Origin of the sequence: Pseudomonas fluorescens (assembly GCF_000967965.1) — a bacterium.
Classification (GTDB): domain Bacteria; phylum Pseudomonadota; class Gammaproteobacteria; order Pseudomonadales; family Pseudomonadaceae; genus Aquipseudomonas; species Aquipseudomonas grandcourensis.
The window spans coordinates 72,283-93,069 of record NZ_LACC01000003.1 but is presented as its reverse complement, the minus strand read 5'-3'; the positions used below and the strand labels follow the sequence as shown (position 1 = coordinate 93,069).

Sequence of the window (20,787 nt, the reverse complement as noted above, 5' to 3'; positions counted from 1 at the left end):
ACCCCGCCTCCTACTCGATCGGCACAGGGCCTCATCGCGAGCAGGCTCACTCCCACATTGGGCCGGTTTTGCTTTCAGGCGCGCGGCAGGCGAATCACCGCCGTCAGGCCGCCACCGGGGGTTTCTTCCAGTGTCAGCTGCCCGCCCATTCGTTGCGCGGCCTCCCGGGCAATGGTCATGCCCAGGCCAACGCCGCCGGAATTGCGATTACGCGAGCCTTCAAGGCGAAAGAAGGGTTCGAACACTGCTTCGCGTTGTTCTGCGGCGATGCCCGGGCCATGGTCGATGACCCGAATCACCAACTGTTCACGATGGTCTTGCAGGGTAATCAGCGCCTGTCCGGCATAGCGCAGGGCATTGTCCATCAGGTTGTTGATGCAGGAGCGCAAGGCCATTGGCTGCACCTGCAGGGGAGCGCAGTGGCCGCTGGCCTGGACGTTCGCACCCTGGTCCTGGGCATTTTCGCTCAAGGACTCCACCAACGCCTGCACGTCCATCCACTGCGGGGCTTCGCTGGTGCGCTGTTCATGCAGATAGGTGAGCGTGGCGTCGAGCATGCTGATCATGTCGTCGAGGTCCTGGCGCATCTGGCCTTGCAACTTCTCGTCGTCGATTTTCTCCAGCCGCAGCTTGAGCCGCGACAACGGCGTGCGCAGGTCGTGGGACACGGCACCAAGCATGCGCGAGCGCTGCTTGACCTGTTCCAGGATTCGGCGCTGCATTTTGTTGAACGTGTGCGCCGCTTGCCGTGCTTCCCGTGGTCCCGATTCATCCAGTGGTGGGCTGTCGAGGTCTTCGCTCAAGCGCTCGGCCGCGTCGCTCAGGCGCTGGATCGGCCGGCTCAGCAGTTTGGCGCCGTACCAGGCGGCGATGATCAGCGAGACCAATTGAAACGTCAGGGGCACCAACGGACCGCCAAACCACGGTCGAGGCGGCCGTTTCTCGAAACGTGGGTCCAGTGGCGGGCGTGGCCCGTCCAGGCCTTCGGAAAACTCCGGTGGAGGCGGCGGAGGCGGCGGGCCGTAATGGTGGAACCAGGCAAAGGCCAGCAGGTGCGCGAGGATAATCGCCAGCAACAGTACGCCAAACAGGCGACCGAACAGCGTATCGAAGCGCCCGCGCATCAGCCGATGTCTCGGGCATCGAACAGGTAACCCTCACCGCGAACGGTCTTGATCAACTGCGGAGCCTTGGGGTCGTCGCCGAGTTTCTGGCGCAGGCGCGACACCAGCAGGTCGATGCTGCGATCAAAGGCTTCGATCGAACGACCACGAGCGGCGTCCAGCAGTTGTTCCCGGCTGAGCACGCGGCGCGGACGTTCGATAAACACCCAGAGCAGGCGGAATTCGGCGTTGGACAACGGCACCACCAGGCCATTGTCGGCAATCAGTTGCCGCAGCACGCTGTTCAGGCGCCAATTGTCGAAACGAATGTTCGCCCGCTGTTCGCTGCGGTCATCGCGCACCCGGCGCAGGATGGTCTGGATCCGCGCCACCAGTTCGCGGGGCTCGAACGGCTTGGCCATGTAGTCGTCGGCGCCGAGTTCGAGGCCGATGATCCGGTCGGTGGGTTCGCAACGGGCGGTGAGCATCAGGATCGGGATGTCCGACTCGGCGCGCAGCCAGCGGCACAGCGACAGACCGTCTTCACCGGGCAGCATCAGGTCGAGCACCACCACGTCGAAATGCTCCGCCTGCATCGCCAGGCGCATCGCGGCGCCATCGGTGACGCCGCTGGCATGGATGTTGAACCGGGCCAGGTAGTCGATCATCAATTCGCGGATCGGGACGTCATCGTCGACGATCAGGGCGCGAATGCTCCAGCGTTTGTCGTCACCGGGCGTTTTTTGGTCGTCGTTCACGGGTGCTTGGGTGTTGTGCATGCGTGCGTTCATCTGCCAGGTAGGCTGCCAACCACAAAGATAGGCTGCGAGGTTGTGGTTCCAGCATAGGCGTCCGGCCCTGAGGCGGGAAGTGCTGTTGCAGGGACCTGTTGCGGTTGCCGAGGGTAGCGGGCCGGGGTGTTGCGGGCGTGTCGTGTCTGTATCGAGCTCGACACAATGGCCTCAAGGGCTAGTCTTGCCTGAGCCGTCGCGACGATTTACCGATCATCGGGTCCCGCAGCGGCGCTGGTTCCGCTACAATGCGCGCCGATTTCGACTTGCCTGAGAGCCCACTCATGTCCGCCTGCCAGACTCCTATCATCGTCGCCCTGGATTTCCCTACCCGTGACGCCGCACTGAAGCTGGCCGATCAGTTGGACCCGAAGCTGTGCCGGGTCAAAGTCGGCAAGGAACTGTTCACCAGCTGCGCTTCGGAAATCGTCGGTACCCTGCGCGACAAGGGTTTCGAAGTGTTCCTGGACCTCAAGTTCCACGACATCCCGAACACCACAGCGATGGCCGTCAAGGCGGCTGCGGAAATGGGCGTGTGGATGGTCAACGTGCACTGCTCCGGCGGCCTGCGCATGATGGCTGCGTGCCGTGAAGTGCTGGATCAGCGTACCGGTCCGAAGCCGTTGCTGATCGGCGTGACCGTGTTGACCAGCATGGAGCGTGAAGACCTGGCGGGCATCGGCCTGGACATCGAGCCCCAGGAGCAGGTGCTGCGCCTGGCCGCCCTGGCGGAAAAAGCCGGGATGGACGGCCTGGTGTGCTCGGCCCTGGAGGCCCAGGCACTGAAAGCTGCGCATCCGTCGTTGCAACTGGTGACCCCGGGGATTCGTCCGGCGGGCAGCGCCCAGGACGATCAGCGCCGAATCCTGACGCCACGTCAGGCGCTGGATGCCGGTTCCGACTATCTGGTGATCGGCCGTCCGATCAGCCAGGCGGCGGATCCGGCCAAGGCATTGGCTTCGGTTGTGGCTGAACTGGCCTGATCTGACACCGCAGAACCAAATGTGGGAGCGGGCTTGCTCGCGAAGAGGGCGTGTCAGTCGACATCAATGTTGACTGATACATCGTATTCGCGAGCAAGTCGGATCGCCGCACCGCCGCACCCACATTGGTTTGTGGTTGCCTTAGATCTTCAACACCAACTTCCCGAAATTCTCGCCGCTGAACAATTTCATCAGCGTCTCCGGGAAAGTCTCCAGTCCTTCAACGATGTCTTCCTTGCTCTTGAGCTGCCCCTTGGCCATCCAGCCGGCCATTTCCTGGGCGGCGCTGGCGTACTGGGCGGCGTAGTCCATCACCACAAAGCCTTCCATGCGCGCGCGGTTGACCAGCAGCGACAGGTAGTTGGCCGGTCCCTTGACCGCTTCCTTGTTGTTGTACTGGCTGATGGCACCGCAAATCACCACCCGCGCCTTCATGTTAAGGCGGCTGAGCACTGCGTCGAGAATGTCGCCACCCACGTTATCGAAATACACGTCGACGCCTTTCGGGCACTCGCGCTTGAGGCCGGCCAGGACGTCTTCATTCTTGTAGTCGATAGCGCCATCGAAACCCAGTTCATCGATCAGGAACCTGCACTTGTCGGCGCCGCCGGCGATGCCAACCACCCGGCACCCTTTGATCTTGGCGATCTGCCCGGCAATGCTGCCCACGGCGCCAGCTGCGCCTGACAACACCACTGTGTCACCGGCCTTCGGAGCGCCGACGTCGAGCAGGGCGAAGTACGCCGTCATCCCGGTCATGCCCAGTGCTGACAAGTAACGTGGCAGCGGTGCCAGTTTCGGATCGACCTTGTAGAAGCCTCGTGGCTCGCCGAGGAAGAAGTCCTGCACGCCCAGGGCGCCGTTAACGTAATCCCCGACCGCGAACCCCGGGTTGTTCGAGGCAATGACTTTGCCCACACCCAAGGCGCGCATGACTTCGCCGAGCCCGACCGGCGGGATGTAGGACTTGCCCTCGTTCATCCAGCCGCGCATGGCCGGGTCCAGGGACAGGTATTCGTTTTGAACCAGGATCTGACCCGCCGCCGGCTCGCCGACCGGTACTTCCTGGTAGGTGAATGTCTCTCGGGTCGCCGCGCCAACCGGACGTTTGGCGAGCAGGAATTGGCGATTGGTCTGGGAGGTCATGGCAGGCACTCAAGATGAATGAAGCTTTGTTGATAGCCGGTCAGCGACGATGCCGCAAGTTCGGCTGATGCGGCGAATGCAGGTTGATCCAGTGCAGTGATAGTTGGTACGACAGTTCCATCACTGCAACTCATGGATGTCCAACCGGAGCCTTGATAGTGCTGCCGTGTTCAAGACCTCCATGGCTAGACTGGTCACACGCGATTCCCCGCATTCTTCTATTCGAGGACATAACAATGAGCATGACGTTTTCCGGCCAGGTGGTCGTGGTGACAGGCGGGGCGGCCGGTATTGGCCGCGCGACCGCCCAGGCATTTGCCGCCGAGGGCCTGAAGGTCGTGGTGGCCGATATGGACGTGGCGGGCGGCGAGGGCACGGTGGCGCTGATTCGTACAGCCGGCGGCGAAGCGACCTTCGTGCGTTGCAACGTTACCCTGGAAAGCGATGTGAAAAATCTGATGGAGGAGGTGATCAACACTTACGGTCGCCTTGACTATGCCTTCAACAACGCCGGCATCGAAATCGAAAAAGGCAAGTTGGCCGAAGGTACGCTCGACGAGTTCGACGCGATCATGGGCGTCAACGTCAAAGGCGTCTGGCTGTGCATGAAGTACCAGTTGCCGCTGCTGCTGGCGCAAGGGGGCGGCGCGATCGTCAATACGGCATCGGTGGCCGGCCTTGGGGCCGCGCCGAAAATGAGCATCTACGCAGCCTCTAAACACGCAGTGATCGGCCTGACCAAGTCGGCGGCCATTGAGTACGCCAAGAAAAAGATCCGGGTCAACGCGGTGTGCCCGGCGGTGATCGACACCGACATGTTCCGTCGCGCTTATGAAGCCGACCCGAAAAAAGGCGAGTTTGCCAACGCCATGCATCCGGTCGGTCGCATCGGGAAGGTTGAAGAGATCGCCAGCGCGGTGCTGTACCTGTGCAGCGATGGCGCGGCGTTCACGACTGGCCATTCGCTGGCGGTGGATGGCGGGGTTACTGCGTTTTAAAGCAAACATCTCTACCAAAGAAGAGTTGCAACCTGTGGGAGCGAGCCTGCTCGCTCCCACAGGTGTTTGGGTTCCGTTGAAGGGCCAGGCAATGTGTTTCAAATGATTAGAACAAAGGGTTTTGGCGGCGTTGTCGCACATGTCTTCGAACACTCCTGTGATTAACTGCTTCTCGCAAAATCAACAGGAGTTTGCTTGCTCATGGAATTGAGAATCGACCGACAGGCGCTGGTGCCCGTCGTACAGCAAATTGTTGATGCGCTGACCTGCTGGCTTCATTCCAGTGGGGTATCGCCCGGTACACGCCTGCCTTCGGTGCGACAGATCGCGCGGACCAATTTGCTTAGTCAGGTAAGCGTCGCCCAGGCTTGTGAACGCCTGGTGACGCAGGGGATGCTGGTGTCAGGTCATGGGGCCGGCTATACGGTTGCCGACCCGATATTGGCCGCAGGCGCAAAGCACGAGCCGGTGTGGTTCGAGGGAGCTGAGCCCGAGATCGGGCCCTGTTCGACTGAGTTGAGGCTGGGCTGTGGCGGGCTGCCTGAAAGCTGGCGCGAGACAGACGATCTGATTTACGCGATTCGGCAAGTCAGTCGTACCGACACGGCCAGCCTGTTCAACTACAGCACGCCGCTGGGTTTGCCAGCCTTGCGACAACAGATCCTCAAACACCTCAGGCAGCTGGATATCCGGGCGCAGGACAACCGGATCATGACCACGGCGGGTGCCAGCCAGGGGCTTGACCTGATCGTGCGGACACTGTTCAAGGCCGGTGATTGTATGGTCGTGGAGAGTCCAGGTTATCCGGTGCTGTTCGATCTGCTCAGGTTGCATGGCATCCACATGGTCGAGGTGCCGCGAACACCGCGCGGGCCGGACTTGGACGTGCTCGAATCGGTGCTGGTCAAGCACCGGCCTCAAGGGTTGCTGATCAATAGCTTCTATCACAACCCGACCGGCAGCAGCCTTGCACCGGTGGTGGCGCGCCGCGTACTGCAGCTGGCCAGGACCTTTGGCGTGAAGGTGATCGAAGACGACGTTTATGCGGATTTGCACAGCGGTTCCGGTATGCGTCTGGCTGCGGTGGACGACAACGTGATCTACGTGGGCAGCTTTTCCAAGACCCTCAGCAGTTCCTTGCGGGTCGGATTTGTGGTGGCCGGTGTCGAAGTGATTACGCGCCTGGCCGAGGTCAAGATGATCAGTGGCATGGGCGCCTCGCGATTTTGCGAGTCGGTGCTGGCGTGCCTGTTGGCTAACGGTGCCTACCGCAAACTGGTACAGCGTCAGCGCCAACGCTTGAGCAGCGACCGGCTGGCGGTGCTGCAATTGCTCGAAGATGTCGAATGGGAAGTTTTCGGCAAGCCGGCAGGAGGCTTGTTCATCTGGGCGCGATCACGAATGTCCGACTACGATCAGGTGCGGACCCACGCTCGGCGCCTGGGTGTACTGCTGTCATCGAAGACCGCCTTCAACCCCTCGGGGGAGACCAGTGACTGGCAGCGTATCAACGTGGCATATGCCTGTGACCCGCGTGCCCGGGCGTTCTTTCAGGCCACTGCCCGGGATCGACCTCAAGCGTTCTGAAAACGACGTTGGCGTAGCTTTTTGCCATTATTCCGGCGCCAGAGCCTTGTGTTGCCACTGGCCCGTTGCGAATCTGCGTCTACAGACTTTGGCAGGGGACTAAGTGCAATGAATTCGGCCGTGCAAGGACGTTTTGCCAACCTCGGTATGGCGAAAAAACTGGGTGTCGGGTTTGTCCTGGTGCTGTTGTTGACTGCATTGGTGGCAGGCATTGGTGTTTGGTCCCTGCAAACCATCAGCCAGCGCTTCGACGGGCTCAAGCAAATGTCATCGCTCAACAGCGGTCTGCTCAAGGTGCGGCTGCTGGAGCAGGAGTACGCCCTGCACGGCAACCCAAAAACCGTCGATGCTCTGCACGAGGGCGTCGATGGCCTGATCGCCTTGGCCGGCCAGCTCAAGGCCGCGTCTGCGGCCAACGTGCCGGTGATGAATGATGTCGAACAGTCCCTGGGGGCCTATCGCAAGGCCTTCGACGAGTTTGTCTCGCTCACCCAGGCCAAGGACCTGGCCCTGGAAATGGCCAGTTGGTCGGTGTCCAGCGTGGCCAATAATCTTGATGTATTGCAGTCCGGGCTCGCCGATGACGGCGCCTATACGCTGAAAGATTCCGAAGGCAAAGATGGTGCGCAATTCATCGATCAGGCCAGCCAGGTCGGCCAGGTTTCACGCTTGATGCTGCAAGCCATGAATGAAGCTCGCGTGCGCCTGGATCAAAGTCGTAAAGGCGACGACAGCGCCGGGCAGGGCAAGATCGAACAGGCCAGCCAGGCACTGACCCAGGCCGAGCAGCTCAAGACCACGGTCAAGGACGAGGGGTACCAGACCGTCCTCAATGAGGTGATGGGCCATATCACCAGTTTCAGTGACAAGCTTGCCGAGTACACCGGCCTGCTGGAGCAGGAAAAAACCGTCTATCAACAATTGCATCAGCGCGCGGCCCAAGTGGTCGAGCGGGTGGATCAGGCTTATGTCGCGCAAGACCTGGCGATGCAGGCCGAGCTGAAAAAGAACTCGCTGCTGATCATTGGCTCTTCCGCCCTGGCCTTGCTGGTCGGGCTGGTTGCCGCGTGGTTCATCACCCGGTTGATCGTGGCACCGCTGCGCAGCGTGATTCAGGTGGCGCAGCAGATTGCCTCGGGGGATTTGAGTGCGACCATTGACGTGACCCGCCGTGACGAAATTGGCCAGTTGATGCAGGCAATGCAACAAATGGGCGCGGGACTCAGCCATATAGTCAGCGGCTTGCAGTCGGGTATCGAGCAGTTGGCGACTTCCGCCCAATCGCTGTCGGCGGTGACTGAACAGACCAATCTCGAAGTCAGCACGCAGAAAGAGGAAACCGAACAGGTCGCCACCGCAATGAATCAGATGACGGCCACGGTGCATGATGTCGCACGTAATGCAGAGGAGGCGGCCCTGGCAGCGCAAACGGCTGACGGCAAGGTTGAAAGTGGTCAGCAGGTGGTGCGCCAGAGCATGGCGCGGATCGAGCAACTGGCGGACTCGGCCACCTCGGCCAGTTCGAGCATCGAAAGCCTGAGTGCGGAAATCCAGAACATCGGCACGGTTTTGAGTGTGATCAAGAGCGTGGCGGAGCAGACCAACCTGCTGGCATTGAACGCGGCGATCGAGGCGGCCCGGGCCGGCGAGCAGGGTAGGGGCTTTGCGGTGGTGGCCGATGAAGTGCGTGCGCTGGCCAAGCGAACCCAGCAATCGACCGAGGAAATCGAACGCCTGGTCAGCGCTTTGCGCTCGGCGGCGCAGTCGTCGGTGCAGCAGATCCAGAGCAGTGGTGAGTTGGTGAAGCTGGCGGTCAGTGATGCCTTGCAGACCGAGAGTGCGCTGGGAAGCATTGCGGCGGCGGTGTCGTTGATCCAGCAGATGAACCAGCAGATCGCCGCGGCGGCCGAGGAACAGAGCTCGGTGGCCGAGGAGATCAATCGCAGTGTCACCAGTATTCGCGCCAGTGCCGATCAGTCATCGCTGGCGATGCAGGGCAATGCAGCGTCCAGTATTCAGCTGGCACAACTGGGGGTTGAACTGAAGGGGATGGTGGGGCATTTCAGGCTTTGAACTGATCATCGGTCAGACCAAAAAAAGCCACCTCTCGGTGGCTTTTTTCATTTTCGCTGATCAGTCGTAGATCACTTTTTTCTTCCAGTCCGCGTCAGCCTCGACGTCCTTGAGGCCTTCGGTCAACTGGTTGACCTCGCCTTCGACCGGCGCGATGCGATCCATGACCTGATCGTTGGCGCGGGCCAGGAGTTTTTCCAGGTACTCCAGTTGCTCGGCGTAGACCTGTGGGTCCTGTTGTTTGCGCAGGTATTGCACGCCGCGCTCGAATGCCAGGCGAGCCTGCCCGGGCTGGTTCTGTTGCAGGGAATGCTGGCCGAGGTTGTTGAAGAACTCGATGTGCAGCAGCACCAGGATGTGGCGCACTTCACGAATCCAGCGCTTGGCTTCGTTGGGGGGCAAGAAGCCGTCCTGTGCCGCACGGGTAATCTGGCCGTGCAGGGCTTCGAGCAGGAAGCGTACATCCTTGGCCTTGGCTTCGGTCTGGATCGGTGCTGGCGGATTGTTGACCGGGATGGATTCACCCTGGCCGACAAGGGCCTCCAGTTCGGCGATCCGTGCCTTGAGGTTGGCGCTGGATTTTTCCAGGTTGAGCAGGCGCTGGCAGACGTTCAGTTCCAGGCGGGCCAACAGTAGCTTGAGTGCCGGGGTCATCAGCTGGCCGGGGAACGTCTCGGTGATTTCGCCGCAGCGTCGCAGGCGATCGTTGAGCTCGATCTTGGTACGGGCCTTTTCCAGCTTGTTGTTTTCCACCACATGGTTCATGTAGCCAATGGCGATCAACAGTGCGATCCCGGCTACGACTAGCAGGGTGATCATGAGTGGCGTCACCGGTAAGACCTCTTTATAGGTTACGCATGCGAGTCTGGTGGCTTGGCATTTGAGCGCCCAGGCCCGCACGACGGGTTGGATCGGACATGCTTGTACTTATATCGGCCGGAGCCCCGCATCTATAAATGATGGCACTCGATATACAGATTGCCATCACCCGGTGGACTATAACGTCTTGGCGGGTGCCAGAATATAGGCGTCAAACGCCGGGCAGCGGAAAAACCGCAACGGCTCCCAAAAGCAGGGTGAAGTCATTGATTTAAATAAATTTATATCAGGGGGTTGACGACCTCTCAATCCATCCATAGAATGCGCGCCACTTGCAGCGTAAAGCACACAGCGAAACGAAGCAGGGAGTGAATGTTGTACGTGTGTCCCCTTCGTCTAGTGGCCTAGGACACCGCCCTTTCACGGCGGTAACAGGGGTTCGAGTCCCCTAGGGGACGCCAATGCGGGAATAGCTCAGTTGGTAGAGCACGACCTTGCCAAGGTCGGGGTCGCGAGTTCGAGTCTCGTTTCCCGCTCCAATTTTAAACAGCGTTGCTTTCGGGCAGGGCTGAGTGAAACCAGAACCAAGTCTTCGGATGCGGCTCTGGACACCGAAACACACACCATGTGTTTCGGGTAGCGTGTCCCCTTCGTCTAGTGGCCTAGGACACCGCCCTTTCACGGCGGTAACAGGGGTTCGAGTCCCCTAGGGGACGCCATTTGCGGGAATAGCTCAGTTGGTAGAGCACGACCTTGCCAAGGTCGGGGTCGCGAGTTCGAGTCTCGTTTCCCGCTCCATATTTAACGAAAACGCCGCTCATTGAGCGGCGTTTTTGTTTGTGCGTAAAAAACCAGATCAACCGCTGAGGGTTTGTACCAGGCTTTCGAGCGTCTCAGTGGTTTTCTCATCCAGCACCTGTTGCGCAGCTGCGGTCGCCCTGATTTGCCGTACAAGGCGGTATTCGCTGGGCGTGCAATTTGCGAACTGCTTGAAGGCACGGGCGAAGTAGGAAGGATCCTTGAAGCCGGCCTCATAGCCGATGCTGGTAATCGGCATCTGGCTGTTGTCGAGCAGGTCTTTGGCGAAGTTCATGCGCTTGTCCAGGATGTAATCGGTGAAGCCCAGTCCATTGGCTTCCTTGAACAGGCGGCTGAAGCGAAATGTCGTCATGCCGCAGCGCTGCGCCAGATCCCTCTGATCGATGCTGTCTCGAAAGTGCTGTTCGATGTACAGCATGACGCTGTTCAGCGCCTGGTGTTTTTGGTGTCCTGAGGTCAGCCGGATGCTGTCCGGCAGCGTCGGGGAATGGTCGATCTGCGATGACTTGTCCAGGCCGTTGAAATTTCGGCGCAGCTCGCAGAGCTGCACCACCGCCGCCAGGTAACGCTTCTTCTCGTTGGGCGAGAGTGGGAGCACCATGTATTCCCAGACGCTGGAGCGCATGGCCCATACAGCCAGTTCCTCCGAGTGTTGCACGGTGAACATGGTAATTGGGATGGTGGGGGAGGTGCGTTTGATCTCCAGCAATAGCCGCAAACCTGGCGTGTCGGGGCGATCAAAATGGATGCAGATCATGTCTGCGTGTTCCCCGATGGGCAACACGGAGTTTTTTGCCAGTTTGCAGTCGCAGGCGTCCTCGAACTGCGTGACGAGTTCTTTCGTGGACCGATCATGAGTCAGATCGAACCATAGGAGCGATGGCCTTTTGGTCAAATTGGACGTCATGTCTCTACTCTGGGGGTTCTAGTGACTCTCATCGCCAGTATTGCCAATGTGCTATCACTTTGCAGATTTAATCCCGATAGAACAGGCGAGTTTTAGTTCTTTTCGCTCTATGAGTCCTCTGGAAGGCTGCCCTGGGCGAGTGTTTGCTTGTGTGTTGTCGGCAAACCCGGGTTGAGCCGCCTGTCGCTTGTGAATCAATGGCAATTGCCTTTGCGTTTCAATGCATTGTTTACCCCTCGTTACTTCTGCAAAGGCCAATGTTCCGTATTTGGCCGCCCCGCAAAAAAGTCCTAACGATGTGCAAAATCCTCCTAACGCCTATGCCTTGCCCCTGACTAGTGTTGCATCAGGCAGCGCAGAAAGTACTGCCTCAGAAAAAACAACATTCGAGTGAGGTGGGCAAAATGATCATGCAAACAATCAAGGCTTCGGTAGTGAAGTTCGTCAAAGACGAAGATGGCCTGACCGTTGTGGAATACGCGGTAGCCGGAGGGTTGGTTACGGCGCTTGTCGTCGGATTGTTCTCGACCCTTGGATTAGAGGTTAAGGACAAAATACAGGCGCTGTGCGATGCGATTAAGGGTTCCGCTTGCACTCCCCCCGCCGCACCGTAATTCCCGCTGGGGGACGCGTCGATGTCCATGGGATAGCCAGTTGCCATTATTTCTAATAGGGCGCCGGCAGCTTTCTTAATGGACTTCGCGTTGTCCCCGTCAGTTTGCGTAGAGAGCGCAAATCACTGCGCTGTTCAAGGCCACCAATAACAACGTTGCGTGCTAACGATTAACACCTGTAGGGAGACATGCCATGTCCACGGAACTGCTATCGATGGTTTTACTGATAGGACTTTTGGGCGTGGCGGTGGTGAGCGATCTGCTTCGTCACCGTATTCCCAACATGCTCGTCCTGTTGGGGCTTGCCTTGGGATTGATCGGTCAAATGTATTCAGGTGGTGTCAGCGGATTGGGTGACAGCCTGCTGGGCATCTTGATCTGTTTTGCGCTGTTTCTGCCAATGTACGCCTTCGGTGGCATGGCTGCCGGTGACGTGAAGTTGATGGCCATGGTCGGCAGTTTTCTACCGTTCCATTATGCATTGTGGGCTGCAATGTTCAGCCTGATAGCCGGTGGTGTATGCGGTTTATTAATAGTGCTGTTTCGCGGTCAATTGCGTCAGACCCTGGGACGCTATTGGTTGATTCTAAGGGCGCACGCTTATCTGGCGCCAACTTCAGATGAAGTAGCCGGCAAGCCTTTCCCCTATTCGATTGCAATATTGATCGGCACTTTGAACACCATCTACTGGCAACTCACTGCCGGTGGATTCGGAGGTTAGACATGCACGTCATCGTCGATAGTGATGCCTACCCCAGCGATCGGAACGCGGTGCAACGCCTGGCTCCTCAGCCCTGCACTATCCGCGAAACTGGCCTGACCGACAGTTTTCTCGGCGAGTTGGTGTGCAAGCATTTGTTTGATGCCGGTGTGCTGGACATGTCGCGGCTGGTGGAGCGCCTGGCGCTGACCGGCGCGGTACTTGAAGAGGTCCTGGCGTTTCTGCGCAAGGATGGCCGTGTCGAAGTGCTGGGCCAGGCGAGTCAAACGGGCGGACAGATGCTGCGTTATGGCCTGACCGAACGTGGCCGCAGTGCCGCCCGCGATGCCCTGTCGCGCAGTGGTTATATCGGTGCGGCACCGTTCCCGGTGAGTACCTACCGGTCCCTGATCAAGCTACAGACCATTCACCATGGTCGCATCAACGCCAACGATATGCGCAATGCCCTTGCTGGTGTAGTGCTCACGGAGGAGATGCTCGATCAGTTGGGTGTGGCGATGAACTCCGGGCGCGCGATCATGATTTATGGCCCCGCGGGTACCGGCAAGACTTATGTCAGCAGTCGGTTGATCCGTCTGTTCGCCGAGGCCATATGGGTCCCTTATGCCATCGTCATCAACGAGTCGGTGATCGAGATCTATGACCCGCAGGTGCATCAGCGGCTCGATGATAACGCTCAACAGAATAATCTGATGCTCAACGAAGGGGTCGATCGCCGACTGCTGTGCTGCAAACGCCCGATCGTCATCACGGGCGGTGAGTTGAGCATGGAGCAGCTGGACGTTCGCTATGACCCTTTCACCCGTCAATACCAGGCCGCCTTGCAGCTCAAGGCCAGCAATGGCCTGTTCATCATCGACGACATGGGGCGCCAGCGCATGGCACCCGCCGAGCTGCTGAATCGCTGGATCGTCCCGATGGAAGAGAAACGCGATTTCCTCAACCTGGGCGGCGGTCGGCATTGCGAGCTGCCTTTCGATCTGATCCTGGTGTTTTCCACCAACCTCAATCCCCTGGAGCTGGCCGATGAGGCCTTCCTTCGCCGGATTGGCTACAAGCTGCAATTCGGTTACCTGAAGCCCGAGCAGTACGAAAAGATCTGGCGTCAGGAAAGCGAGCGTTTGGGCATTTCCTATGACCCGCTGCTGCTGCGTTATGTGCTGCAAAGGCTGTATGCAAGTGAAGGCATGCCCCTGGTGCCTTGCCATCCCCGCGATCTCCTGAACATGGCACTCGATCGCCAGCGTTATATGGGCGGTTCCGGACCACTGTCACCGAAAGAGTTGGAATGGGCCTGGCACAACTACTTCGTCCAGCTCGACTTTCTTTGATACGGAGATAATGACATGAGCTCTCGTACGCTTACCCTGATAGGTGTTTCTCTGGCCATGGGCCTTGGGGCTGCATGGATGGCCGACTCCTGGCTGAGCGCGCGGCTCAATGCCAGCCCGGATGACCACCTTCGAAGCGTGGTGGTCGCCACGGTAGAGATTCCATTCGGGCAGATGGTCGAGGCCCAGCAGGTCACGACCGTACGCATGCCCATGGATACGATCCCGGACGATGCCTTCGATGCCAGCGAAAAAGCCGTGGGCAAGATTGCAACGTTCGACATTCTGCGGGGCGACATCGTGCGCGGTGCGCGTCTGAGCGAGCACTTGGGTGGCAGCACCCTGGCCTCTTTGATTGCGCCTGACAAACGCGCGATATCGGTACGGGTGGACGATGTGGTCGGCGTGGGCGGATTCCTGTTGCCGGGTAACCGGGTCGACGTACTGGCGACCAAACGCTCGGAAAGTGCCGGCAACAACGCCGTGTCCAAGACCATCCTCGAAAATTTGCGGGTGTTGGCGGTGGATCAGACTGCAGGTACCGACAAAACCCAACCGGTGGTGGTGCGTGCAGTGACGCTGGAGATGACGACCGCAGAGGCTGAAACCCTGGTCACGGCGCAATCGGAAGGGAAATTGCAATTGACTTTGCGCAACCCGCTGAACACCGAAAGAAAAATCGCGACCGTTGCACCTGCCGCACCTGCCGCACCGGTCATGGCGATGGCTACCGCCACAGAGTCAAAACACGTGGTGCCGCGTGGCAATGGAGAGGGTGGCAGAGCCGTCACCATTATCCGTGGAGTCGAGGCCAGTGTAGTGAACATGCGTTGACAGGGCGGTAGGGGCACCTGGGCACCCAGGTATTGGCGGAACCGATCCGGATCAGTATCGGCAATCGAGGGCTTGATGATGAATCTTCGTATTCAGCGGCCGTTCACTTCGACGCCAAGGCGCCAGGAAGGATCGGTGAGTGTATTGATGGTGATCGCGTTGGCGGCGATGGCCATGATGGCGGCGTTGGCTTTGGACGGCGGACACATGTTGCTGAACAAGACACGCCTGCAGAATGCGGTGGACGCCGCCGCCTTGAGTGGCGCCAAAACCCTGAGTCAGGTGACGGGTGGCATCAACAGTGTCAGCGCGGCCGACGCGACGCGTACCGCCGCGCTCCACACGTTGACACAGAATGCCATTGCTACAGGTAACAAAGAATTGGCCACGGCTGTCGGCAGCAACGCCGGTGCATTTGCAGTGGTGGAACTGGCAAGCAGCGTCTATGGCCCGTTCGCCTTTCCCGGGCCGGCGAATGCCAAATATGTTCGGGTATCGGTGCCGAACTATAGCCTGAGAGGATTTTTCTGGAACTTCGCCCAGGCATTCGGCTCTGGCGGTGTGGGGAACAAAGCGGTGGCGGCGATCGCCACTGCAGGTCCCAGCCCTGCAAGCCCCTGTGATCTTACACCTTTGATGGTCTGTGGCGACGCGACCAAGAGCAGCCCGTTCGGCTTCAACTTCGGTGATTTGCAGGTATTGAAGACCGCCCAAAACAAAAACGACTCAATTGGACCAGGAAACTTTCAATTGCTCGATTTTGGTTCGGGCGGCAGTACGGTCAGGGAGGACCTGGCCGGAGAAATCTCGAAATGCCGGAATGTAGGGGACGAAGTTCTCACCAAGCCTGGCAATACGGCTGGCCCTGCTGTTCAAGGCTTGAATACTCGCTTCGGCGATTACTCCGGTCCCCTCGGGGGTAGCGCCAGCACCTATCCGTCGGATCTGGTGATTAGCTACAGCACGCCGTTGATGACCAACAAAGCGAAAGGTCAGGACCCGCCGCAGGTGGAGTCCGGTGGCCAGCCAGTCACCGTGAGCGACGGCAATCTCTACGCCGGCGGCAAACCGTTGCTCGGTTACAACGACTGGCTTGCCAGCTCTGCTGCCTGTGTTGCTGGCTCGGGTACTGACTGTCAGCGCAATGGCGCGTTCGAACGGCGAGTTCTGAAAGTCGTGATTGGCGACTGTTCCGGGAAAAATGATGGGGCCGGTTCGATTCCAGTTCTTGGTTTTGGCTGTTTTTTCGTGATTCAGCCAGCCACTAACGGAGATGCGTCGATCTTCGGCCAGTTCGTGAAGAAGTGCGAAGGCGACAACGTGGCCGGCCCCTCACCGTCAACCGATGCCGGCCCGCAGATCATTCAGCTCTACAAAACCTATCGCAACGACAGCGGCACTCCCACTCCGAGCACTGACTCGTAGGAGGCGTCATGAGACTTCACGGATTTAAACATCCGCAGCGCCAGCAAGGCCTGGCCATAGTGGAATTCACCCTGGTCCTGCCGGTGTTGCTCCTGCTGTTGCTGGCCTTCGGTGAGTTCGGTCGCATGCTCTACCAGTACAACCTGCTGCTGCAAGCCAGCCGCGATGCCGACCGTTTCGTCGCCGGTCAGGCTTGGGACTCAACGCTTGGCAAGGTCGTTCTGAGCGATACGCTGCAGATCCAGACGAAAAACGTTGCAGTCTATGGTGTGCCTGCCAACACCGGGACCGCTGTGGTGTCAGGGTTGACGACTGATAACGTGGTCGTCGCCCCGGTGGACACCGACCATGTGCGGGTCACCATCACTTACACGTTCTGCCCGGTGATTGGCGTAAGCATTTGCACTGGAGCGCTTCCCGGTTTTTTTGGTAATCGGATTGCACTGAATATTCCGCTGGTCGCCACTACCGTCATGAGGGCTCTGTGATGAATCGCAAACGCATGCGCGGCGCCTATTTGGTGGAGTTCGCCTTCATTGGTCTGCTGGTATTCACGCTGTTGTTCGGCGTATTGGAGATGGGCCGCCTGTACTTCACGGTCAATGCGCTGGATGAAGTCGTGCGCCGTGGTACGCGACTGGCCGCGGTGTGCGATATCGGCGATGTGGTGGTGTTGCGGCGGGCGATCTTCAACGCGGCGGGCGATACAGGTAATAGCCGGCTGATTGGCGGGCTGGCAACCACCAAGCTGGAGTTGACCTACCTGGACGTAAAGGGTGACCTGGTAGCCAACCCCACTACCAGCGGCTTTCGTGCCATCCGCTATGTCCGGTTGAGTCTGCCAGACTACGTATTCAAATTGTTCATTCCCGGGTTCGGCGTGTCTATTACCCTGCCTACATTCCAGGCAACGTTGCCACGCGAAAGCCTCGGGCGTCATTCCGATTCCGGGGAGATCACGCCATGTTAAATACCAAGGACACTCCACTCTCCAGTTCGACCGGCAAAGCCGGGCTCAGGTTGCTGATCAGCAGCCGTGATGCCCCGTCGTTGCGCGACCTGCAGAGCGTCTGCCAACGCATGCCCAGCCTGGAGGTGAGCACTCGCCTGGTGAGCAATGGGCATGTCGACCCGCTCTACGGCCTGGACCGGATGCCCGATCTGCTGCTGTTGCGCGTCAGCCACCTGTGGCGTGAAGAGCTGGCGGCACTGTTGCAGCGCCCGGCCCATGAGCGCCCGCCGATGCTGGTGTGCGGACTGCTGAGCGAACAGGAAGGCATGCGTCTGGCGATGCAGGCCGGCGCCCGTGACGTGCTGCCCGAGCCCGTCGCCGAGACAGAACTGGTTGCCGCTTTGAATCGTCTGGTCATGGAGGTTCGGACCGGCAGCGGGGCAGAAGGGAAATTGATCGCCGTGATCAGCTCCAAGGGCGGATCCGGCGGCACCATGCTGGCCTGCAACCTGGCTCAGCAGTTGAGCATGAAGGGTGGCAGTACCCTTTTGCTGGATATGGACCTGCAATTTGGCAGCGTGACGCACTACCTGGATGTGGCGCAAACCCACAGCCACCTGGAGGTGTTGCATCAGATCGACGGTATGGACAGTGTCGCGCTACGGGGATTTTGCAGCCACTTCAGCCCGACCTTGCATGTGCTGGGGGGGCGGGCCGGTGAGCTGTGTCTGCCGCAGGATGCCCAGCCTGAGCAACTTGACACCCTGTTGCAATTGGCCCGCGCCAGCTATGACTGGGTAGTGATCGATCTGCCACGGCAAATCGACCACCTCACCGGCTCCGTGCTGGAACAGGTGGACCGGGTGTACGTGGTGGTGCAGCAGAGCGTCAGCCATCTTCGGGATGCAAGCTCTCTGGTGCGGATTCTTCGCGAAGACCTGGGCGTGCGTGGGGATCAGTTGCAGATAGTGGTCAATCGCTTTGACAAGGCGGCAGCGGTCAGTCTCAAGGATATCGGCGAGGCGCTGCGCTGCACGAACCTGTCGAAATTACCCAATGACTTCAATCTGGTCAGCCAGAGTCAGAACACTGGCGTGCCGTTGGGGCTGCATGCGCCGAAGGCGGCGATCACCGCTGCCCTGCGCGACATGACCGAGGAGTTGGTCGGCAACCAGATAGCTGGAAACAAAGGCTTGCTCAAACGCGCCTTCAACCGTTTTTTCGGGGGATGACCCATGATCAGCGACTTTCGTAACCGCTTGCGCAAACAGTCCGCTAAAACCGCCTCATCGTCGGCTAACCAGCCGGGTGACGACCTGCAGGATCCGGCAGAGGAAATAATGGCGTGGGAGCGTGCAACGCCGGACGTTCTTTACGAAACCAGAAGTCAGGTCACCCCGGTGGAGGCCGAATGGCGAGAAAAGATCTACCAGCAATTGCTCAAGGTCATGGACCTGTCCTTGCTGGACTCCCTTGAACAGGCTGAGGCCGCGCGACAGATTCGCGATATTTGCCAGCGCCTGCTCGATGAGCATTCGGCACCGGTGAGTACTTCCAGCCGCCAGTTGATCATCAAGCAGATCACCGACGAGGTGCTCGGTCTTGGCCCCCTGGAACCGTTGCTGGCCGATCACAGCGTGTCCGACATTTTGGTCAACGGCTTTGCCTCGGTCTATGTCGAGCGCTTTGGCAAGTTGCAACGCACCGATGTGCGTTTTCGCGATGATCAGCATTTGCTGAACATCATTGACCGCATCGTTTCCAGCCTGGGTCGGCGTATCGACGAGTCTTCGCCGTTGGTGGACGCCCGGCTCAAGGACGGTTCGCGGGTCAACGCGATTATCCCGCCGTTGGCCATCGATGGCCCGAGCATGTCGATCCGGCGCTTTGCGGTGGACCTGCTCAATACCGACAGCCTGATTCAGGTAGGGACGTTGACCCCGGCCATTGCCCTGCTGCTCAAGGCGATTGTCCGTGGGCGCTTGAACGTGCTGATTTCCGGCGGTACTGGCAGCGGCAAGACCACCATGCTCAATGTCCTGTCCAGTTTCATTCCGCAAAACGAGCGGATCGTCACCATCGAGGATTCGGCCGAACTGCAACTGCAGCAGCCCCACGTGGTGCGCCTGGAAACCCGGCCTTCGAATATCGAGGGGCGCGGCGAGGTGAGCCAGCGGGAGTTGGTGCGCAACAGCCTGCGGATGCGTCCGGACCGCATTGTGATCGGCGAAGTGCGCGGCGCCGAGGCGCTGGACATGTTGACGGCGATGAACACCGGTCACGACGGCTCGCTGACCACGATTCACGCCAACACCGCACGCGATGCGTTGGGGCGGATCGAGAACATGGTGTCGATGACCGGGGCGACCTTCCCGATCAAGGCCATGCGTCAGCAGATCGCATCGGCTATCGATGTGGTCATCCAGCTGGAACGCCAGGAGGACGGCAAGCGCCGGCTGGTCAGCGTGCAGGAGATCAACGGCATGGAAGGCGAGATCATCACCATGACCGAAATCTTCTCCTTCGCGCGCCATGGCATGGGCGAAAACGGCGAAGTGCTGGGTGATTATCGACCCAGCGGCATGATCCCCGCCTTCCGCGATGTACTGGCCAAGCGCGGCATCGAGTTGCCGCTGACGATGTTCAGGCCTGAGTGGATGGAGGCACGGCAGTCATGAACAGTATTCCTGGTGAATTCATTCTGATGTTCCTCGGCATGGTGTTTATCGCCGTCTTCCTCCTGTCCCAGAGTGTGGCTGTGCCGGTGTTTGGCGAGGCCGGCAAGATGCGCAAGCGCATCCGTGGCCGCCTGCATGTACTGGAGAAAGCCAATAATTTGCCCAACATGCAGACGGTGTTGCGGCAGAAGTACCTGACGCGTTTGTCGCCCCTGGAGGCCAGGCTTGAGCAGCTGCCCTTGATGGAGGCATTGACGCAAATGATTGAGCAGTCCGGGCACGAATACCGGGCCTACCGCGTATTGCTACTCGGGCTGGTGCTGAGTCTCTGGGTGGGTATCTTGATCTGGATGGTCTCGTCAGTCTGGTGGATGGCGCTGGTGGCGGGTTTCGCGATTTTCTGGTTTCCCATACTGAAAATCTCTCACGACCGTGGCAAGCGTTTCGCTGAGTTTGAGGAAGGCCTGCCGGATGCGCTGGATGCCATGTGCCGCGCTCTGCGCGCCGGGCACCCCTTCAACGAAACCCTGCGCCTGGTGGCCGAGGAACACAGGGGGGCGGTCGCTCATGAGTTCGGCCTGACCTTCGCCGATATCAACTATGGCAACGATGTGCGCCGGGCCATGCTCGGCCTGCTGGAGCGCATACCGAGCATGACGGTGATGATGCTGGTGACCTCGATCCTCATCCATCGCGAGACCGGCGGTAATCTGACTGAGGTGTTGGAGCGTCTGAGTCGGCTGATTCGCGGACGCTTCCGCTTTCAGCGCAAAGTCAAAACCCTGTCGGCGGAAGGGCGCATGTCGGCCTGGGTGCTGGTGGCGATTCCCTTCGTACTGGCGATCGCGATCATACTCACCACTCCCAGTTACTTGCCTGTGCTGATCAATGATCCCACCGGTCACAAGCTGATCATCGGGGCGTTCTGCGCCATGTTGATCGGGATTTTCTGGATACGCAAAATCATCCGGATTCAAGTTTAAGCGGTGTTCGCTACCGGGAGGTA

Annotated in this window: 19 protein-coding genes, 4 tRNA genes and 1 pseudogene; 19 read left to right on the top strand and 5 right to left on the bottom strand. The window is 59.3% G+C overall.

The window, feature by feature from the left end:
• Positions 1 to 74: 74 nt before the first annotated feature.
• Both VC35_RS02350 and VC35_RS02345 read right to left on the bottom strand, forming a co-directional pair.
• The gene (locus VC35_RS02350) at positions 75 to 1,124 is read right to left on the bottom strand and encodes a sensor histidine kinase (RefSeq protein ID WP_046037530.1); all 1,050 of its coding nucleotides are present in this window, start codon (positions 1,122 to 1,124) and stop codon (positions 75 to 77) included.
• Positions 1,124 to 1,882 carry a response regulator gene (locus tag VC35_RS02345; protein ID WP_046037528.1) on the bottom strand — a complete coding sequence of 253 codons (759 nt, stop codon included), beginning with the start codon at positions 1,880 to 1,882 and terminating at the stop codon, positions 1,124 to 1,126. Before VC35_RS02345 ends, VC35_RS02350 begins: the two co-directional genes overlap by 1 nt.
• A 296-nt stretch (positions 1,883 to 2,178) precedes the next feature.
• Here VC35_RS02345 and pyrF point away from each other — a divergent pair, with 296 nt between their 5' ends.
• Complete coding sequence (gene pyrF / locus VC35_RS02340) at positions 2,179 to 2,877, top strand: orotidine-5'-phosphate decarboxylase (protein ID WP_008016546.1); 699 nt, start codon at positions 2,179 to 2,181, stop codon at positions 2,875 to 2,877.
• A gap of 141 nt (positions 2,878 to 3,018) precedes the next feature.
• On the opposite strand, the gene VC35_RS02335 is transcribed toward pyrF, so the two are convergent.
• Complete coding sequence (locus VC35_RS02335) at positions 3,019 to 4,023, bottom strand: NADP-dependent oxidoreductase (RefSeq protein WP_046037524.1); 1,005 nt, start codon at positions 4,021 to 4,023, stop codon at positions 3,019 to 3,021.
• Positions 4,024 to 4,259: 236 nt separating this feature from the next.
• Between VC35_RS02335 and VC35_RS02330 the strand changes: the two genes are divergently transcribed.
• The 4 genes and pseudogenes from VC35_RS02330 (at position 4,260) to VC35_RS30260 (ending at position 8,681) form a co-directional block, all read left to right on the top strand.
• Positions 4,260 to 5,021, top strand: coding sequence for an SDR family oxidoreductase (locus VC35_RS02330; RefSeq protein WP_046037522.1), 762 nt, complete (start codon positions 4,260 to 4,262; stop codon positions 5,019 to 5,021).
• A gap of 201 nt (positions 5,022 to 5,222) precedes the next feature.
• Complete coding sequence (locus VC35_RS02325; RefSeq protein ID WP_046037520.1) at positions 5,223 to 6,608, top strand: aminotransferase-like domain-containing protein; 1,386 nt, start codon at positions 5,223 to 5,225, stop codon at positions 6,606 to 6,608.
• A 108-nt stretch (positions 6,609 to 6,716) separates the two neighbouring features.
• Positions 6,717 to 7,820 (top strand): annotated as a pseudogene (locus VC35_RS30265) (HAMP domain-containing protein); the annotation flags it as partial.
• A complete protein-coding gene (locus VC35_RS30260; protein WP_371918576.1) occupies positions 7,800 to 8,681 on the top strand; it encodes a methyl-accepting chemotaxis protein in 882 nt (293 codons plus the stop codon). The pseudogene VC35_RS30265 and the gene VC35_RS30260, both read left to right, overlap by 21 nt.
• A gap of 60 nt (positions 8,682 to 8,741) precedes the next feature.
• Here VC35_RS30260 and VC35_RS02315 read toward each other — a convergent pair whose 3' ends face one another.
• Entirely contained in the window at positions 8,742 to 9,500 is a 759-nt protein-coding gene (locus tag VC35_RS02315; RefSeq protein ID WP_046037516.1) for a hypothetical protein, read from the bottom strand.
• Between the two features lie 385 nt (positions 9,501 to 9,885).
• Between VC35_RS02315 and VC35_RS02310 the strand changes: the two genes are divergently transcribed.
• The 4 genes from VC35_RS02310 (at position 9,886) to VC35_RS02295 (ending at position 10,298) form a co-directional block, all read left to right on the top strand.
• Positions 9,886 to 9,961, top strand: a tRNA-Glu gene (locus tag VC35_RS02310).
• A gap of 2 nt (positions 9,962 to 9,963) precedes the next feature.
• Positions 9,964 to 10,039, top strand: a tRNA-Gly gene (locus VC35_RS02305).
• Positions 10,040 to 10,143: 104 nt separating this feature from the next.
• A tRNA-Glu gene (locus tag VC35_RS02300) sits at positions 10,144 to 10,219 on the top strand.
• 3 nt (positions 10,220 to 10,222) lie between these two features.
• Positions 10,223 to 10,298 (top strand) — tRNA-Gly (locus VC35_RS02295).
• Positions 10,299 to 10,356: 58 nt separating this feature from the next.
• Here the strand turns inward: VC35_RS02295 and VC35_RS02290 are convergent.
• Positions 10,357 to 11,226, bottom strand: a complete 870-nt coding sequence (locus VC35_RS02290; RefSeq protein ID WP_046037514.1) for an AraC family transcriptional regulator — start codon at positions 11,224 to 11,226, stop codon at positions 10,357 to 10,359.
• A gap of 404 nt (positions 11,227 to 11,630) precedes the next feature.
• On the opposite strand from VC35_RS02290, the gene VC35_RS02285 reads away from it, so the two are divergent.
• The 10 genes from VC35_RS02285 (at position 11,631) to VC35_RS02240 (ending at position 20,764) form a co-directional block, all read left to right on the top strand.
• Positions 11,631 to 11,840: a Flp family type IVb pilin gene (locus VC35_RS02285; protein WP_046037512.1), complete on the top strand. Its 210-nt coding sequence runs from the start codon at positions 11,631 to 11,633 to the stop codon at positions 11,838 to 11,840.
• 193 nt (positions 11,841 to 12,033) lie between these two features.
• Positions 12,034 to 12,561: an A24 family peptidase gene (locus VC35_RS02280; RefSeq protein WP_046037510.1), complete on the top strand. Its 528-nt coding sequence runs from the start codon at positions 12,034 to 12,036 to the stop codon at positions 12,559 to 12,561.
• Positions 12,562 to 12,563: 2 nt separating this feature from the next.
• The gene (locus VC35_RS02275) at positions 12,564 to 13,892 is read left to right on the top strand and encodes an ATPase AAA (protein ID WP_046037508.1); all 1,329 of its coding nucleotides are present in this window, start codon (positions 12,564 to 12,566) and stop codon (positions 13,890 to 13,892) included.
• 15 nt (positions 13,893 to 13,907) lie between these two features.
• A complete protein-coding gene (cpaB, locus tag VC35_RS02270; protein ID WP_046037506.1) occupies positions 13,908 to 14,726 on the top strand; it encodes a Flp pilus assembly protein CpaB in 819 nt (272 codons plus the stop codon).
• A 75-nt stretch (positions 14,727 to 14,801) separates the two neighbouring features.
• Complete coding sequence (locus VC35_RS02265; protein WP_046037504.1) at positions 14,802 to 16,151, top strand: TadE/TadG family type IV pilus assembly protein; 1,350 nt, start codon at positions 14,802 to 14,804, stop codon at positions 16,149 to 16,151.
• Positions 16,152 to 16,159: 8 nt separating this feature from the next.
• Entirely contained in the window at positions 16,160 to 16,639 is a 480-nt protein-coding gene (locus tag VC35_RS02260; protein ID WP_046037503.1) for a TadE/TadG family type IV pilus assembly protein, read from the top strand.
• Positions 16,639 to 17,121, top strand: a complete 483-nt coding sequence (locus VC35_RS02255) for a TadE/TadG family type IV pilus assembly protein (RefSeq protein WP_046037502.1) — start codon at positions 16,639 to 16,641, stop codon at positions 17,119 to 17,121. Before VC35_RS02260 ends, VC35_RS02255 begins: the two co-directional genes overlap by 1 nt.
• Positions 17,115 to 18,335 (top strand): AAA family ATPase, encoded by a 1,221-nt coding sequence (locus VC35_RS02250; RefSeq protein WP_046037501.1) that lies wholly within the window; start codon positions 17,115 to 17,117, stop codon positions 18,333 to 18,335. Before VC35_RS02255 ends, VC35_RS02250 begins: the two co-directional genes overlap by 7 nt.
• Before the next feature lie 3 nt (positions 18,336 to 18,338).
• Positions 18,339 to 19,781 (top strand): TadA family conjugal transfer-associated ATPase, encoded by a 1,443-nt coding sequence (locus VC35_RS02245; protein ID WP_046037500.1) that lies wholly within the window; start codon positions 18,339 to 18,341, stop codon positions 19,779 to 19,781.
• Positions 19,778 to 20,764, top strand: coding sequence for a type II secretion system F family protein (locus VC35_RS02240; protein ID WP_046037499.1), 987 nt, complete (start codon positions 19,778 to 19,780; stop codon positions 20,762 to 20,764). Before VC35_RS02245 ends, VC35_RS02240 begins: the two co-directional genes overlap by 4 nt.
• The last annotated feature ends 23 nt before the right edge of the window (positions 20,765 to 20,787 follow it).